Origin of the sequence: Parashewanella spongiae, assembly GCF_004358345.1 — a bacterium.
GTDB lineage: Bacteria > Pseudomonadota > Gammaproteobacteria > Enterobacterales > Shewanellaceae > Parashewanella > Parashewanella spongiae.
Genome location: NZ_CP037952.1, coordinates 4,738,768 through 4,755,271, shown reverse-complemented (window position 1 = coordinate 4,755,271; position 16,504 = coordinate 4,738,768). Strand labels below are relative to the sequence as shown.

Annotated in this window: 12 protein-coding genes; 5 read left to right on the top strand and 7 right to left on the bottom strand. The window is 40.7% G+C overall.

The window, feature by feature from the left end; all coding sequences use genetic code 11:
• Positions 1-122 precede the first annotated feature (122 nt).
• The 5 genes from E2I05_RS18730 to E2I05_RS18710 all read left to right on the top strand — a co-directional run bounded on the left by E2I05_RS18730 (position 123) and on the right by E2I05_RS18710 (position 7,232).
• On the top strand, positions 123-968 hold the full coding sequence (locus E2I05_RS18730; protein WP_133309802.1) for a reverse transcriptase domain-containing protein: 846 nt from the start codon (positions 123-125) through the stop codon (positions 966-968).
• Entirely contained in the window at positions 901-1,404 is a 504-nt protein-coding gene (locus tag E2I05_RS18725) for a group II intron maturase-specific domain-containing protein (RefSeq protein ID WP_170179655.1), read from the top strand. Before E2I05_RS18730 ends, E2I05_RS18725 begins: the two co-directional genes overlap by 68 nt.
• Before the next feature lie 810 nt (positions 1,405-2,214).
• On the top strand, positions 2,215-2,850 hold the full coding sequence (locus E2I05_RS18720) for a TetR/AcrR family transcriptional regulator (RefSeq protein ID WP_121851902.1): 636 nt from the start codon (positions 2,215-2,217) through the stop codon (positions 2,848-2,850).
• Between the two features lie 152 nt (positions 2,851-3,002).
• Entirely contained in the window at positions 3,003-4,097 is a 1,095-nt protein-coding gene (locus E2I05_RS18715) for an efflux RND transporter periplasmic adaptor subunit (protein ID WP_121851901.1), read from the top strand.
• A gap of 6 nt (positions 4,098-4,103) precedes the next feature.
• Entirely contained in the window at positions 4,104-7,232 is a 3,129-nt protein-coding gene (locus E2I05_RS18710; RefSeq protein WP_121851900.1) for an efflux RND transporter permease subunit, read from the top strand.
• Positions 7,233-7,259: 27 nt separating this feature from the next.
• Here the strand turns inward: E2I05_RS18710 and E2I05_RS18705 are convergent, their stop codons facing one another.
• The 7 genes from E2I05_RS18705 to E2I05_RS18670 all read right to left on the bottom strand — a co-directional run bounded on the left by E2I05_RS18705 (position 7,260) and on the right by E2I05_RS18670 (position 16,384).
• On the bottom strand, positions 7,260-8,471 hold the full coding sequence (locus E2I05_RS18705; RefSeq protein WP_121851899.1) for an ATP-grasp domain-containing protein: 1,212 nt from the start codon (positions 8,469-8,471) through the stop codon (positions 7,260-7,262).
• The gene (locus E2I05_RS18700; RefSeq protein ID WP_121851898.1) at positions 8,468-9,628 is read right to left on the bottom strand and encodes a pyridoxal phosphate-dependent aminotransferase; all 1,161 of its coding nucleotides are present in this window, start codon (positions 9,626-9,628) and stop codon (positions 8,468-8,470) included. Before E2I05_RS18700 ends, E2I05_RS18705 begins: the two co-directional genes overlap by 4 nt.
• A gap of 1,246 nt (positions 9,629-10,874) precedes the next feature.
• Positions 10,875-11,396: a hypothetical protein gene (locus E2I05_RS18690; protein WP_121851897.1), complete on the bottom strand. Its 522-nt coding sequence runs from the start codon at positions 11,394-11,396 to the stop codon at positions 10,875-10,877.
• A gap of 609 nt (positions 11,397-12,005) precedes the next feature.
• Positions 12,006-12,818 carry a hypothetical protein gene (locus tag E2I05_RS18685; protein WP_121851896.1) on the bottom strand — a complete coding sequence of 271 codons (813 nt, stop codon included), beginning with the start codon at positions 12,816-12,818 and terminating at the stop codon, positions 12,006-12,008.
• Positions 12,819-13,137: 319 nt separating this feature from the next.
• Positions 13,138-13,743, bottom strand: coding sequence for a single-stranded DNA-binding protein (ssb, locus tag E2I05_RS18680; RefSeq protein WP_121851895.1), 606 nt, complete (start codon positions 13,741-13,743; stop codon positions 13,138-13,140).
• A 69-nt stretch (positions 13,744-13,812) separates the two neighbouring features.
• Complete coding sequence (locus tag E2I05_RS18675) at positions 13,813-15,183, bottom strand: MFS transporter (RefSeq protein ID WP_121851894.1); 1,371 nt, start codon at positions 15,181-15,183, stop codon at positions 13,813-13,815.
• Positions 15,184-15,451: 268 nt separating this feature from the next.
• Positions 15,452-16,384 (bottom strand): hypothetical protein, encoded by a 933-nt coding sequence (locus tag E2I05_RS18670; protein WP_121851893.1) that lies wholly within the window; start codon positions 16,382-16,384, stop codon positions 15,452-15,454.
• Between the last annotated feature and the right edge of the window lie 120 nt (positions 16,385-16,504).

Below are 16,504 nucleotides of genomic sequence, written 5' to 3'. Positions count from 1 at the left end.
CGCTCAGGCAGTCGGATGAGCCCATAGTACCGTTAACCGTGAAGACAACATAACTTCACATCAGGGAAGGGGCTCAGTGTTACACCCGTTTTTTAACGTAACTTTTGAGGTGAAATTGCCATATGGCTAACACTCCAGTAAATATCAGAATATTACAGCGAAAACTTTACTTACGCTCAAAGCTTAACTCGGAGCTACGATTTTACAGCTTGTACGATAAACTCAGTCGCCTAGATATACTCGAAGAAGCCTATCGACGATGCAAAGCCAATAAAGGCGGAGCAGGAATTGATGGCATCACATTCAGTTGTCTAGAGCAGCAAAAGAAAGTCGTTGCGCTGTTAAAAGAAATTCAAACTCAATTACAACAGAAAAACTATCGACCTAGCCCAGTCAAACGAGTAGAAATACTCAAAGACAACGGCAAAACGCGGAAACTTGGGATCCCGATAATCAGTGACAGAATTGTGCAAATGGCGATGACAATAGTGATGCAACCCGTCTACGAACCTCATTTACATGAACACAGTTATGGTTATCGTCCATGTCGAAGCGCCCAGCAAGCGGTAAAAGTCATTGAAATGAGCCTAAAACAAGGCTATCAGCACGTACTTGATGCTGACTTGAGCGCCTATTTCGATACCATCCCGCACGCTAAGTTGATGGCAAAAGTAGAAAGGCGAATAAGCGACAGCAGCTTTCTGAGTTTGCTGAAAAGCTTTATCAAAGCGCCCATCAGCGTAGAGACGGTCAACAGAAAATGGCGAATAGAAGCAAGCCGATGTGGCACTCCGCAAGGCGGAGTTATCTCTCCACTACTGGCTAACATCTATCTCAACGATTTCTGTTTGAAAATACACGAAAAAACACCGTGTAAAATCGTTACCTATGCAGATGATTTTGTTGTACTCCATAAGCAAACCTACAACACAAGAGCAACTGGACTGGATAACACAGCAATTAAGTGATGAAGGTCTGAAGCTAAATCAAAGTAAAACCCACTGTGTGGATATGGGAAAGCTGATGAATGAGTTTGATTTCCTCGGTTTTAACTTTCAACGGATCACAGGCCTCATCAAAGGCACCAGTTACATCAAGATACAGGCGTCTAAGAAGAGCCAAACAAAGCTGAAAAATAAAATCAGAGACATAGTGAAACACCGAACCTCAAATACACTTGGCGTACTGATAAATAAGGTTAATCAAGTTCTGAGGGGATGGAAACACTATTTTGGTGGGATAGGTTATCCCAGAGGTGTATTTTTCAGAATAAATGGATTTGTAGTAAACCGGTTCTATCGCTGGCATCGTCGCTTAAGTCAACGTCGAAGCAAGTATCTATCACGAGGTGCTTACGAAAAATTACGCCAAGCTGGTCTTGAGTATTTACCCACGACAAGATGATAAGCAAAGTGAAGGGGCTGAGAGAAGTGTAACAACAGAGCCGTGTGAGGGAAAACCTCATGCACGGAATCGAAGAGGGGCTGCTGGATAAGCGATAGCGAAGCCAGTAGCCTACTCTACTTTATTTAAGACACCTCACAGAACTCTTTATTTAAGATACCTCAAACAACAAGAGAGCGTTCTGAATAAACGTCAATTTTAAAATTTTTATTTTGATATTTTTTGGCAAGAACAAATGAAAATGACTCATAAAGCATGCTCTTTATTTTTTTATCACTCATGGTGGATGCGCTCAGAACAATTTTGAGTTATACCAATTACAGTAATTAATCTCTCACTCAGCAAGAGCTAAAGGGTTTCAGTGCAAGGCACAAGCTCGAAGTACTATATACCCTAACGGCCGCCATACAAAGCTGGCGTTCAACGCACTTCGTGCTTTTGTCGGGATAATTCAAGTGCTTATAACGCAGTAATGGAACCCTTTAGCCTTGCCCTTTGGGGGTTTGTATGTGCTCACTTTGCTTTATAAAGAATACTTCTCAAAATTGTCTTGACGTAGCAATGTAATAACGACAGTTTTGTTTGTCGGTAACAACTATGTCTTCATCAATTTCGATTGCACTTTGAGCACATACATAGCTCTGAGTTGAGCATTTAATTACTGTAATTGGTATTACCTATTGTGGGTGCTAAATAAATCAATTCTCTTCCTTTTATATTTAATTCATTTATGCTTTAATTTCGTGACTGGCAGTCACAAAATGACTGTGAGTTCTATTTAATGTTGAAAAGTACAACAAGGTTATGTGGATGAAGAACGAATCAAGTCGAAAAGAGCGTGAGTTCGCAAGGCGTGAGCAAGATATTCTTGCGGCGGCGCTGAGCTTGTTTGAAGGCTCTGATTGGCAAAGTGTGACGGTTGAACACATCGCTAAGCAAGCCGGAATTGGTAAGGGAACAGTATACAAACACTTTTCTTGTAAAGAAGAGATTTATGCACGGATTGCTTTGGCTCATTTTGGTGGTTATGAAAAACTTTGGTTGGCGATAGATCATGAACAAAGCGCGATTGACTGGTTAAGCCAAGTCATCGAGCAATCTTTACTCACCTCGATTGCACATCCTGTCGCGGCTAAAATTGCGCATTATTGCAAACGTACAGACTTTAAACAGCGGTTATCTCCCGAACTAACTGCTGCGTTCGAACGTTTTGATAAAAAGTGTGACGACATTTTTGAAAAAGTGTTGGAAATGGGGATGAAGAAAGGTGAAATTCCTGTTCAACCGATTGAAGAAATAGCCTTGGCTTTACACGCTAATTTTCATGGTGCTTTAGCAATGATTTGGGATGGCGATTTGCAGCAATATGGTACGGTAAAACAAGAAGATTTTATCCGCATTACGACCAAATTCATGATTGCAGGGATCCTTGGTTACCAAGGTTGAATTTGCGCTAAAAAAATTAACAAACTTATGACTGGTAGTCACATTGTGAATAGTAGTCATAATATGTGGTTAGAATAAATACTTTTAGACTTTTTTGCGTCTTATTGAAAAGCAAATGAAAAGTCATTTATGGACTCTTAAGTTGGACGATTATGCTGAAATCAAAATCAAATTCGCTCATTATTGCAATGGTGTTGTCGGTGGTTGCTGTAGTTTGGATCATTACTGGCACAATCAGTGGTAGTCAATCTCAAGCCTCGACAGATAATGTCGAAACATCGTCAGCAAAGGCGCCAGTTATATTCAAAGTACAGGTGCAAGACTTTAGCGCTGAACCAATCGAAAATTTGGTTGAATTACAAGGTCAAATTGAAGCATATCGCCGCATTGATATTAAGTCTGAGCTTCAAGGAAAAGTCGCTAAAAAATCAGCTTTGAAAGGCGACAAACTGACAAAGGGACAGACGGTCATTGAGCTTGAAGTTAACCATAGACAAGCCGAACTCGATTATGCCAAAGCGGACTTATTGCTTAAGCAATCAGAGCTCAAAGCAAGTAACAAATTAATGCAAAAAAGTCTCGTATCTGATAATCAAAATAAACAAGCGCTTGCGCAATTATCACAAGCCAAAGCCAGAGTGAAACAACTGGCTTTAGATGTTGCACATACGAAGGTACGTGCGGCGTTTGATGGGGTTTTAAATGAATTAACGGTAAATGAAGGTGACTACTTATCGATAGGCGATAAAATCGGCACCCTCGTTGACGATAAACAATTGCTGATAGTCGGAAATGTACCGCAGCATTTCGTGCAAAAGCTTAAATTAGGTATGCCTGTGCATGCTGAACTGATATCAGGGCGTAAATTGACGGCCAAATTAAGTTATGTGTCGCAGGATGCCAATCCTAAAACTCGGACATATCGGATCGAGGCCAAGATCAGTGAATTAAATGATGCTCCTGCTTTTGGACAAAGTGCCAAAGTCAGTATTGAACTCGAAAAAGAATGGGCTCATAAATTGTCACCATCATTACTCGACTTATCGACTCAAGGCCAATTGCAAGTCAAAGCTGTCGACAGTGAGAATAAAGTCAAAGATATTCAAGTGACGATTATCCGTTCTGACAATACCGGAACTTATCTGGCTGGACTGCCTAATCAGGTGCGTCTTATCACTGTTGGCCAAGGTTTTGTTCGTCAAGGTCAATTGGTTGATCCGCAAGTTGCATTAGCGGCCGAGGAATAATCAAGAATGAATTCGATCATTGATTGGGCCATGTCTCGCAGTCGAGCGGTTTTAGTTTTCCTATTGTGTTTAATTATTAGTGGCATTGTGGCGTATGCGTCAATTCCTCGTGAATCACAGCCTGATATCGCTATTCCTACAATTTATGTTTCAATGTCTCACGAAGGCATTTCATCATCTGATGCTGAACGATTGCTTATTCGCCCTATGGAAAAAGAGCTGCGAAGCATTGAAGGAGTGAAAGAAATGAAGTCAGTGGCCTCAGAAGGCCATGCTTCAGTAACCCTTGAATTTGATGCCGGTTTTGACAGTGATCAAGCTTTACTTGATGTGCGAGAAAAAGTCGACTTAGCCAAAGTTAAGTTGCCGCAAGGTGGTGAAGAGCCTGAAGTTCACGAAGTAAATGTCGCTTTATTTCCGGTACTTTCGCTGAGTTTATCTGGCCCAATCCCTGAACGGCAATTACTTCGAGTGGCGCGAGATTTAAAAGACGATATTGAAGCTCTGCCTGAGGTGCTTGAGGTCGATATTGGCGGCGACCGAGAAGAAGTGCTCGAAGTTATCGTCGATCCGCTGATCTTAGAGACTTACCAAATTGACTTTCTAAGCGTGATCAGCAGTATCAGTAACAATAATAAACTTGTTGCTGCAGGTGCGTTAGATAATGGCGATGGACGCTTAGTGGTTAAAGTACCGGGTGTAATCGAAAACGTCGACGACATGTTGTCTCTGCCGATCAAAACTGTGGATGATACGGTGGTGACTTTTGGTGATGTAGCCAGTATACGCCGTACCTTTAAAGATTCCCCCGGTTTTGCAAGAGTGAATGGGCAAAGTGCTATTTCACTTGAGGTCTCGAAACGTGTTGGCGCTAATATCATCGATACGATTGAGCAGATCAAAGTGATTGTTGCGGATAAACAAGGCTATTGGCCTGACAATATTGAACTCGATTATATTTTGGATCAATCTGGCCAAATTGAAGACATGCTTAAAGATCTGCAAAACAATGTGAGCAGCGCCATCATTATGGTGATGATTGTCATTGTTGGTGCGTTAGGTGTGCGTTCATCATTACTGGTAGGTATGGCCATTCCAGCGTCTTTCCTAGCTGGTATTTTAGTCATTTACCTTATTGGTTTTACACTGAATATTGTCGTATTGTTCAGCTTGATTTTAGTTGTTGGCATGTTGGTGGATGGAGCCATTGTGGTCACTGAGCTGGCCAACCGTTACGCAAAAGAAGGGCTGACAGCGCGTAAAGCTTTTGCGCTAGCGGCTAAAAGGATGAGCTGGCCGATTATTGCATCTACGGCAACCACTTTAGCGGTATTTGTGCCCCTTGTTGGCTGGCCAGGCACCGTTGGTGAGTTTATGAAATATTTGCCAATTACAGTGATGATTTGTCTTCTTGCATCATTGGTCGTAGCCTTGGTCTTTTTGCCTGTTCTTGGTGGTTTGATTGGCAAAGATGGCAAACTGACAGGTAATAATGAACTTGAAATAAACCTTGATGATATTGAGCAAGCCAGTACAGGGAGTAAAGGCTGGTATACCGATGTATTACGCTTAGGACTTAACCACCCAGCTAAAGTATTGGGGATTTCCTTAGCTGCGATCATTCTCAGTTATGTGAGTTATTTTAGCTTTGGTTTAGGTACTGAGTTTTTCCCTGAAGTGGAGCCTGATAGCGCTCAAGTGTTTGTACATGCACGTGGTGATCTGTCCATCCATGAAAAAGATGCCTTACTCAATAAGGTTGAAAAACGTTTACTGGGATTGAGTGAACTGAAATCAGTATACGGACGCTCATTTAATCAGGCCGGGAACAATAAAGCGGAAGATGTGATTGGTTCATTGCAGTTTCAGTTTGTTGATTGGAAATTGAGACGCCCAGCAAGCAAAATCTTGGCAGAAATGGAGAAAACTACGGCGGATATTCCAGGAGTTATTTTAGAGTTTCGCACTCAAGAAAATGGGCCGTCTGGTGGTAAACCTATTCAGTTGCAAGTGAGTGGTATCAGTCAAGAACACATTTACGATGCGGTTTCGCAAATTCGTCAGGCCATGGCTGAGCTTGATGGCTTTAAAGATATGGAAGATAACCGACCATTGCCGGGTATTGATTGGCAACTTACGGTCAATCGAGAAGAAGCGGCTCGATATGGTGCGGATGTAAACTTGATCGGCAGCGCGATCCAAATGATGACTCGTGGTTATAAAGTTACCGATTTTCGCCCTGATGATTCAGAAGAAGAAGTCGATATTGTGATCCGCTTTCCACAAAGCGCACGAAACCTTGATGAGTTCGTGAATTTTAATCTTCAAACGGTGAATGGCACAGTGCCTTTATCCAACTTCGTCACCTTAAAGCCAGTAGCGAAAGTGGGCACCATTAAACGAGTCGATGCTAAGCGCGTGATTACTGTGCAGTCGGATGTAAGAGAAGGCTTTTTAGCTAACGAGCGTTTAACTACTTTGCAAGAAAAGCTCAAAGATGCTTCATTTGCAGCGGATATTCGCATCGCGGTGAAAGGGGACTCTGAGGATCAACAAGAAACAGGTCTGTTTTTAGGGCAAGCCTTTTTGATTGCAATATTTGCAATGCTTATGATCCTATTGATCCAATTTAATAGCTTTTACCAAAGTCTGCTTGTACTCAGTGCGATTGTGTTTTCGACCTCGGGCGTCTTGCTTGGATTATTGATTGCACAGCAACCCTTTGGTGTGGTGATGGTTGGACTAGGGATTGTTGCGTTAGCTGGCATTGTGGTGAACAACAATATTGTTTTAATAGACACTTATAACAGTTTAGTAAAAGCAGGGCACCGCTCAATCGATGCGGCGCTTATAACTGGAGAGCTGAGATTTAGACCAGTTTTACTCACAGCTGGCACAACGGTTTTAGGACTGATCCCAATGGTATTGTCGATGAATATTGACTTTATTAACCGTGAAATCTCATTTGGTGCTCCCTCAACCCAGTGGTGGACGCAGTTATCTAGCGCGATTGCTGGTGGTTTAGGTTTTGCGACTATACTGACTTTGTTCTTAACGCCGTGTTTATTGGTACTTGGTGCTAATGTTTCTAACCAATGGGCACAAATGCTGAAAAAATATAAATTCAGCCATTAAATATGTAGATAAATAAAAAGCACAAACTCAATTTGTTTTTAACACGACTTGAGTTTGTGCTTCTATATGATCCAGTTTTTCAATTAATTGTTTATTACAGTTGGCTTTTAACATAGCAAAGCCAATGCGATCATTATCGGTTTTAGCATCATGCATTTTTGCGCCTTTTAGAAGTATTTGTTCACCGTAAACCCCTTCGATTTGAGGAATCGATAACTCTATTAGCTCACCCGATTGAGTTTCAAAAAATCGAATGCAGCATGAAGATGGTTGAATTGAACTCGGAATTTCAATTCTTTCACCTAAATTGAAAGCTAAACTTGCATCAAAGTAATGATAACCAGTGGCAAATTCGATGAATTTCTCAGAAACAGCCCAACCAGCACCACGGCCAGCAACCTCTACTATCCATACTTGTTTGTTATTGTCGACAATGATTTCAGCATGACTGATGCCATTTTCGTATTGTAATAAACGATGTGCATTGGCAACAGTGTCGTAGATGGCTTGTTTGGTTAAATTAGGTAGTTCGGCGGTCATTAGCATACGAGATACTGTGCCACAATTCCCTTGCACCTTCTTTGTGATCAATAAAGGGTGAGTTCTCCCCTCGATGATAACGCTTTCTAGGGTATATTCTTGTCCTTCAATAAATTGTTCAACAATAATCTTTTTAGTCCGTGAACAATGGCTAGCATATTCAGCAGCCTGACGTAGTTCATTAATTTCTGATGGCGCTACAATGGTTATCCCTCGACTCCCTGAAGCGTCAACAGGTTTTACAATCAGTTTTTGCTGTAAAAAACCATCAGGAAAATGCGATGGGATTAAACGGTCAAGCAAGTTGGTATCGAACACTTGGTAATGTGGTGAAAAGCGCTGTCCTTGGTAGAGTTGGCGTTGCAAAGCTTTATTGGTAAGTTTCATGGCGAGTTCCGCATGGACACCAGCAAGAGCAAAGTGTTGTCTAAGGGTCGCCGCTGAAACTTGACCAACTTCATTGGCAATACTGAAAATGGCATTTGGAACAATCTTATGCAAAAGACAATAGTTGATGACGGTATGTAAGGTAAGGCTTGGGTTTAAAATATCGGTCACTAAAGTGTCATCTGCATGAACAAAGCCAGCAGCATGAGGATTGCCATCAACAGCAAGGTTTTTATATCCGCGTTGTTTCATTGCAATAATGGCTTGTTGTTGCCATTGCCCTGAACCGATATGAATAATCCAAGGTTTCATTCTTGCTCCCCGCTACAGAATGATGCAATGGTTTTTATTGCGTATTCAATATCAGTAAGGGGCTCGGTGCCAAAAGATAACCGGATAAAACCATTAGTAGAATGTCCATAGGCACTTCCTGGAACAAGGGCAATATTGAAATGCTCAAGTAAGGTTTTACAGAGCTGTTTTGAGCTCATACTACTTTGGCTAATATCAATAAAAAAATAAAAAGTAGCATTACCTGATAAAGGTTTAAGTTGATGCTGTTCAAGCAAGTTTGCAACCTGTTGTCGTTTAACCATGAGCGCGTTAATCTGTTGCTGGCATGAATGGTAAATTTGAGTGAAATGCTCGGCAAAATACATCTGTAATGGCGTCGGTGCACAAGTAATAATGTGTTGGTTGAGTTTCAATATATGTTGCACGAGATGAGGGGTAGCAACAAGAAAACCTACCCGCCAACCTGACATTCCAAAGTTTTTAGACATAGAATTTACGACGATAACATTATCAAAGTCGGCAATATAATAACTTGCAGAATGGAAGTGCTCAGTATTCGCAACAAAGTCGCTATACGCTTCATCGAAAAGGACATAAATTCCACTTTGTTCAGCCAGTTTAATAAGTTGAACTAACTCGTGTTTGTCATAAATCCAACCAGCAGGATTATTGGGGTTATTAATGATGAGTAACTTTGTATTTTCTGAGAAATACTGTCTAAAGTTTTCTGCCTTAACATGATAAGGAATATAACGTGTTTCAGCCCCGCATAAACTGGCTTGATCTTGGTAACTTAACCAAGCAGGCTCATGCAGTAACACTTCATCGCCATGATTTAGTATGGCAAGCATCGATAGATAAGTGAGCAATTTAGAGCCCGCAGAAATAATGATGTTTTTATCGGCATCTATGGAATGGATATTAAATTGATTGGAGTAATGAGCAGCCAATTTTTGCCGTAGAGCAGGTAAACCTGCCGTGTCGCTGTAATGATAACCTTGCTTAAAGTTAATCGCATCAAATCCAAAATCAGGGATATCAAAATAAGCTTCACCAAGCGATAGTGTAATGACTCGCTCACCTTGATGCTTTTTATTGTACACCTGCTGATTGATGGCGATTGAGGTCGCTTCTCTAACAAAATGTAAATTTTTATTGAGAGGCATTGAAGACATAGAAAGATCCCATTCACATAGTGGTTTGACTATTTTGAGTATAGATGAATCTAACAACGGCGATTTGATACAGGGCGGGATTATGCTTTGATTGATTATTAACCAAGCAAAATCTCAGCCCTAAATTTTGCATCCCATCAGGCTCGCTGCACCTTGCCAGCAACACTGTCTTTTGAAGTGTGACTTTTCACCAAGTTCAAAATTTTTCGCTTAATGGTTGCTGAATTTCTTGTTCCATCATCAGCATAAATTTTACAGTCATCCTCTTTAAACCTAAACGTTCATGATAGGCATAGATGTCATATGCGTTTACTTTGACTACTATTTTTCTATCACCCTACACCATGAAAATTGTATTCGCTGAGATTTGAAGATTATTTCCAACCTAAGCTAAAGGCGAAGCGATTTTTAGCTTTTATGCTTTCACTAACAGGCTTGGGAATAGGTGTTAGCGGCTATTTTCACGGTAAAAACATCAGTTGAACGCTGAGTATACGAGTAACTGTTTGAGCAATACGATGACTTTATCATCATCCTAAAAACATCAGTTGAACGCTAAGTATATGAGTAACTGTTTGAGTCAATAAGATGACTTTATCATCATGGCTTTCACCCAATGAGTGAAGTGCTCTACGCTCACAAGCTTGCTAAAATGGCTGCTATCTGCGTTGTAACTTTTGCAAGTAGAATAACTACTTGCTGCAAGCTACGCCTTACTATCAGCCATTTTTTCTACGCTTGAGAACGCAGTCAACTGATGTTTCTAGGGTCATGGCTTTCACCCAATGAGTGAAGTGCTCTACGCTCACAAACTTGCTAAAATGACTGCTATCTGAGTTGTAATTTTTGCAAGTAGAAACGAAGTAACGACAGTTTTGTATGTCGGTAACCACTACTTGCTGCTATTCATGCCTTGCTATCAGTAATTTTTTCTGCGTATATGAACGCTTCCAATTGATTCATTTAGGTTAAACAGTTCCCACATATACGGAAAAAGCCATATTTGGGTAATCATTTTTGGGCTAAAGGGTATTGTGTTGAACAGTAGGCATAGACGCAGAAATGATAAGAAAGTATGCCAAGTATCAGGAAGAGCTTGAAAAGGAACAAGAAAGATTAGATTTTTAATTCGCAAGTATCGGGGACAACAGCTTGCCTTCTAAGAGGGCAAGCACCAGCCCCCTTATAGGGGGGCGAAAGGCAAAGCCAACTTCTAAGAAGGTGGATCCTTTAACTTAGGATTAAATTAAAGTTCACTTTTTGGGGAGTGACGAACGGACTCAGCAGGCTTTTGATTCGGAGGAGAGGAGGATTTAAGCTCTTCGATTGAATCTTCTAAATTTGAGCTGCCTATGGTGAACATGGGAGGGGTTGCATTGTGGAATTGTCCTAATTCACTGTTAACCCTTCCTGGTTTCATAAATTTAGTTAATGCTGAAGCATTGGTAAGTGCGATTTGTGACTTGGATGACAAATCAAAATTCATATTAAAAGGTGCATTAGCCCCAATTCCCTGCTCGGATGTTTGTAGTGCACCCATGCTAGTTGTAGAAAGATTTTTTGAAGGTGAGTTTGAAAAAACCTGACTTGAAGCACTTGAACCGAGTCCTGATTCACTTCCTGAGTGAAAACTACCTAGTGCATTATTGTGCTCATTGATACTAGAGCTGCTTTGTGTGTCGACATTTCTAAGGGAGCAAGAAGAATCGCCTTGATGAAAGCTAACTGCTTGAAGGGAGGTAGCAGAGGAAGTATTAGATATTGTCATAATGCCTTCCAAAGTTTGTTTTTAGATAGTTAATTGTAATCTTACCCTAATAAAGAAAAAACAGTAAATAAAACTCTCTATCGGTGAATGAGTTAAAGTTTTTAGGTATCTAGCGATTTAGAAAGTACAATCTTTGTCATACCAGCGAAGGCTTGTATCCAGTGGCTTTATAGAAAAAAGCAAAGGCACTAGGGTCTTTTGATCTATTTTTCTATCACCCTACACCATGAAAATTGTATTCGCTGAGATTTGAAGATTATTTCCAACCTAAAGCTAAAGACGAAGTGATTTTTAGCTTTTATGTTTTCACTAACAGGCTTGGGAATAGGTATTAGCGGTTATTTTCACGATAAAACGTCAGTCGAACGCTGAGTATATGAGTAACTGTTTGAGCAATACGATGATTTTATCATCATGGTTTGCACCCAATGAGTGAAGTGCTCTACGTTCACAAGCTTGCTAAAATGACTGCTATCAGCGTTGTAACTTTTGCAAGTAGAATAACTGCTTGCTGCAAGCTACGCCTTACTATCAGCCATTTTTTCTACGCTTGAGAACGCAGTCAACTAATGTTTCTAGGATTAAGGAAAAGGGCTGAATCGCCCTTTTTTAGTTTTTCTTGCGATAGCTAATTTCGACTTTTGTACCACCCACTTTATTAGCGATTGGACTGTCTCTCATATCTTCAATCATTACATGAGGTGTTGAAGTGTAAACACTAAAATGCCTGAGTAGGTCAAAATTAGGGACTTCTTCTTCCATAAAAATTACGCCATCATTGACGTTATAGCGTGGAAAGCTTGTTAGATGCTTCTGGTAGAAAGTGACGACATCATCAAATGAGTCGTTGCTCGCAATAACCAATACAGGCAAAGACTTTTCATTCGACAAATTCCCCATTCCATCAGGGAAGTGACTGATCACCTTATGATTAGGATATAAAGGAAATGGGATATTTGTTGTATCAGACAACTGAGCGTGTTGAATTAAAGCATCATTTAATTTACCAGTCATTCGTTCTAGATAAGCTTTGGGATCATCATAGTCAGATTCTACGAATTCTGAATCTCTCAATTCGGCAAGATCTACACATTGTTGCACTTGTTCATCCGGTATATCAAAAGCTTGTTGTACACCAGCCGATATACAGTTGGAAAACTGATCAAGCTGTTGTTCAAATTCATGTTGCGGCATTGATTGAGGGATATTGGATTGACAGGTCTGGTTCGCTTGTTCGAAGGTTGAGTCAAGCTGTGACTTGCTGATCCCTAAACACTCTAAAGGTGCTGCATTCAAACTCTGTTTTATAAATGGCAGTGAAGTCTTGATAACATCTGCTTTAGTAATGTTTTTTGAATTAGTGGGTAAAGATAAACATAAAAAAATAGTAAATAAAGCAAAATGCCACGTCCTTGTAAGCATAAAATAATCCTCATTCCTTGAAGTGAAGTGAAATAATAAACTATTAATCCCTTTTTTTACAGAAGAAAAGCCCAGTGAGTGGCTGGGCTTTTTTATACAGAGTGAATGTTTTTCAACATTTAGGAGCTAGCGATTTAGAAAGTACCAATCTTTGTCATGCCAGCGAAGGCTGGTATCCAGCGACTTTTATAGAAAAAAGCAAAGACACTAGACTACCGACATACAAAACTGTCGTTACTTCGCTTCCAGCCTGCACTGGAGTGACAAGAACTCATCGGTATACTTTCTTCCGCAATTTTCCTTAGTCATTTATCTTAAGTTAAAATGGGATGTCGTCATCCCAACCGTCATCTAAATTCGGTGTAAAGTTTTGCTGTGGTTGATCGGCTTGTGCCGGTTTTGGCGCAGCTTGAGCTGGTGTCTGTTGAGGTGCAGGGTTATAAGCAGGTGTAGCTTGTTGTTGTGGTTGATAAGCAGGTGCAGCAGGTGCAGCAGGTGCTTGCTGTTGTGGTTGATAAGCTTGCTTAGGTTGTTGCTGAGCTTGATTACCATAACCACCTTGAGCAGGCGCACCTTGGCCACTTTGACGGCTGTCTAGCATTTGCATTTCATTAACAATGATTTCGGTCGTATATTGATCTTGACCTTGCTGATTTTGCCACTTTCTTGTTTGTAAACGACCTTCAACATAGATTTTTGAGCCTTTACGCAGGTATTCACCGGCAATTTCAGCCAAACGCTGATAGATCACAATACGGTGCCATTCAGTTTTCTCTTTTTGCTCACCACTTTGTTTATCCTTCCAAGTTTCGGAAGTTGCGATAGTGAAGTTAGTGACAGCCCCACCATTTGGCATGTAGCGAACCTCAGGGTCCTGACCTAAATTACCAACTAGAATTACTTTATTAACACCACGACTGGCCATTAATATCTCCTGAGATTATTTTGAATTATTGCTTACTTGCGTTACGGCAAAGGTACGCGGTTCGATTTTTTACAATTCTGTAGAGCCTAACACAGCTCGAGCTTCGGATATATCAAATTGGTCATTAACCTTTAAGTATGCCGCTTGCTCTTCGATGATCAATATTGCTTCAGCAACGCCTTTCATGGCGGATAATTTCTCTGCAATAACACTGGCTTGCTGTTTATCTTTAATGTTAGCCGCTAAGGTATAGCTTTTTAGCAATATCGGATTTTTCATGCCTAAGGTTAATACTAGCCAAAAACATATTAAAGCTAAAGCCAATAAAAATACACCTGTTGCTCCGACAAACTGATAGATGCCTCCGCCAAGCATGCCGCCACAAAATGCACCCAAAAATTGACTGGTTGAATATACGCCCATGGCTGAGCCTTTATCACCAGCTGGGCAAAACTTTGCAATTAAACTGGGCAGTGAGGCTTCGAGGTAATTAAAGGCTGTGAAGAAGAATAAAATCGCCATGATGATAAGCGGTAAATGCCCTGCGGATATGGCTAATATTCCCAATGCAAGTGCCATGATGATAAGCGAAATTTGAAAAGTAACTTTGGTGTTTTTCTTTTTTACGCCAATGATGATCAAGGGCACCATTAAAAAGAAAGCACCGATAAAGGTAGGGAAATAGAGTTTCCAATGTTGTTCTTTCGCAAAACCAGCATCGACCAACACAAATGGTAAAGCCACAAATACAGCCGTTAAAGTTAAATGAAGAATGAATATGCCGAGGTCGAGACGGAGCAATTGCGGATCTTTTAACATGGCTTTTAAGCGTGCCGGAGCCGCGAGTGTATCGCCTTTAGGGGCGTGTGATACTGGAGTCGGAATAAAAACTTGTACGATGATCATGCCAAATACCGCAAATAAAGCGGTCATAAAAAACAGCCCAGAAAGCCCAAGATGCTCGGCAATAATCGGTCCGACTAATAACGCCAGTGCAAATGAAAACCCGATACACATACCAATAATTGCCATGACTTTGGTACGTTGCTCATCGCGGGTTAAGTCAGCGGCAAGCGCTAACACGGCAGCGGCAATTGCTCCCATACCTTGTACCGCGCGGCCGAAAACGACCATGTAAATACTGTCTGAATTGGCGGCAATAATGCTGCCGATGGCAAATAAGAGCAAACCAGACAGTATGACTGGCTTACGGCCAATCTTATCCGATAAAATGCCTAATGGAATTTGCAAAAGAGCTTGGGTTAAACCATAAGCGCCAATGGCAACACCAACCCATAATGGTGAAAATCCTTCAAGATGTTGACCATAAAGTGCGAAGACGGGCATGATCATAAATAATCCCATCATTCTCAAGCCGAACACACTGGCGAGAGAGAAGGCGACTTTTTTTTCTATGTTAGATAAGCCACTATTGGCCATGTTTTTACCTTAAACATCAAAAAACTGCAGAACGATCATATTACCATAGGGAAATTAGGTAACTCAAAAACAAAGTTGGGTAATTCCGTATTAATATTGTTGTAAGTTATTGATATTTAATCTGTTGATGTTGGTATTGTTGTTTTACCTGTATTTATTAATTTTGATTAACCAGAGAAATTTCATATAATACTAAATCCTTAATGCTTAAAATTAGGCAGAAACCAGCTTGAACAAGTCTTGATTCCCGATATTTTAAAATGTTGCTTTAGACCGTGGTTGTTCTTTCAATAACACCATGGATTTGCCTTGCTGGAATGCTATCGACTAATAATTTATGTTCAGCTTCTTCACCGTATTCAGATATGGCTTTCAGTACATCTTTTTTGGTGTAGTTTAAGTTTGCGTCTTGGCATTTTTTTAGTAATAGATTTGCCGCTTTACTCGCATCTTTTGCGCTATGAATAACTAAGCCACATAAGCAGATGCCCAATGTAATGAAAAGAACTCCACCAGGCAAAGCTATCCCGAGAGTGAGAGGTAAGTTGACATGTGAACCCTCACTTGGTTGATTTTCTGAAACTGGAGTGGGAATAGAAGGAGACGATTGAGTGGTTGCTTCTGGGTTTTGAGCTGTATCATTAGTTGGCATTTCTGCTTGCCGAGTGTCTATTTCATGCTCTTGTCTTAGGCCATTCTTTACTACGGCTCCCGCACCAGCTGCTGTTGTAGAACCGCCTAATAAATAAGAAAAGCCAACTCCAAGTGGGACACTTGAAATTAGTTTAGTCATAGGTCTTCCCCATCTTCTCAAGCGACTTTCTTGGGGGAAGCCTTGATGAGCAAAAAACTGATCTAAAGCTTCGGCTGAAAGATTGGAAAATAATGAAGTGCATGCGGCTTTACCTATACCGAGAGTCAATTTTCCTCCTCGAAAAAAGGCAGCGAATCCACCAGTGGCTATTGTGACTAATCCGGCCTCTGCAATCCAAGTGCCTACGTTTAACATTTTATTATCGGCGTGTTTAGAATTGCGAATCTCATACTGAATCGTGGTCTGAATGGTTGCCGTTCCAAGCGCCATAAAAGGTGCCATTGGAGCAGCAGGTCCAAGGGCGATTCCTTCGGTTACAACGTGGGTTAAATAGTTCGCTGCCCAAAGGCCTGCTAATTCAGATTTTGTTACAGTTTGTATAGCCATTAAACACCCCTAACTAATAGTTAATAACGATGAAAGCTGATTCTATCGTTACATATTTTTTTTGGGGTAATAAATGGTTCTTTGTCAGTTTAGCTTCAGAATTTAAATGTTATTACCTCG

Excerpts from the sequence above, each read along its gene's own strand:
- ssb (WP_121851895.1), bottom strand. The coding sequence starts at position 13,743 with ATGGCCAGTCGTGGTGTTAATAAAGTAATTCTAGTTGGTAATTTAGGT.
- E2I05_RS18690 (WP_121851897.1), bottom strand. The coding sequence starts at position 11,396 with ATGACAATATCTAATACTTCCTCTGCTACCTCCCTTCAAGCAGTTAGC.
- E2I05_RS18670 (WP_121851893.1), bottom strand. The coding sequence starts at position 16,384 with ATGGCTATACAAACTGTAACAAAATCTGAATTAGCAGGCCTTTGGGCA.
- E2I05_RS18700 (WP_121851898.1), bottom strand. The coding sequence starts at position 9,628 with ATGTCTTCAATGCCTCTCAATAAAAATTTACATTTTGTTAGAGAAGCG.
- E2I05_RS18705 (WP_121851899.1), bottom strand. The coding sequence starts at position 8,471 with ATGAAACCTTGGATTATTCATATCGGTTCAGGGCAATGGCAACAACAA.
- E2I05_RS18685 (WP_121851896.1), bottom strand. The coding sequence starts at position 12,818 with ATGCTTACAAGGACGTGGCATTTTGCTTTATTTACTATTTTTTTATGT.
- E2I05_RS18720 (WP_121851902.1), top strand. The coding sequence starts at position 2,215 with ATGAAGAACGAATCAAGTCGAAAAGAGCGTGAGTTCGCAAGGCGTGAG.
- E2I05_RS18730 (WP_133309802.1), top strand. The coding sequence starts at position 123 with ATGGCTAACACTCCAGTAAATATCAGAATATTACAGCGAAAACTTTAC.
- E2I05_RS18710 (WP_121851900.1), top strand. The coding sequence starts at position 4,104 with ATGAATTCGATCATTGATTGGGCCATGTCTCGCAGTCGAGCGGTTTTA.
- E2I05_RS18715 (WP_121851901.1), top strand. The coding sequence starts at position 3,003 with ATGCTGAAATCAAAATCAAATTCGCTCATTATTGCAATGGTGTTGTCG.
- E2I05_RS18675 (WP_121851894.1), bottom strand. The coding sequence starts at position 15,183 with ATGGCCAATAGTGGCTTATCTAACATAGAAAAAAAAGTCGCCTTCTCT.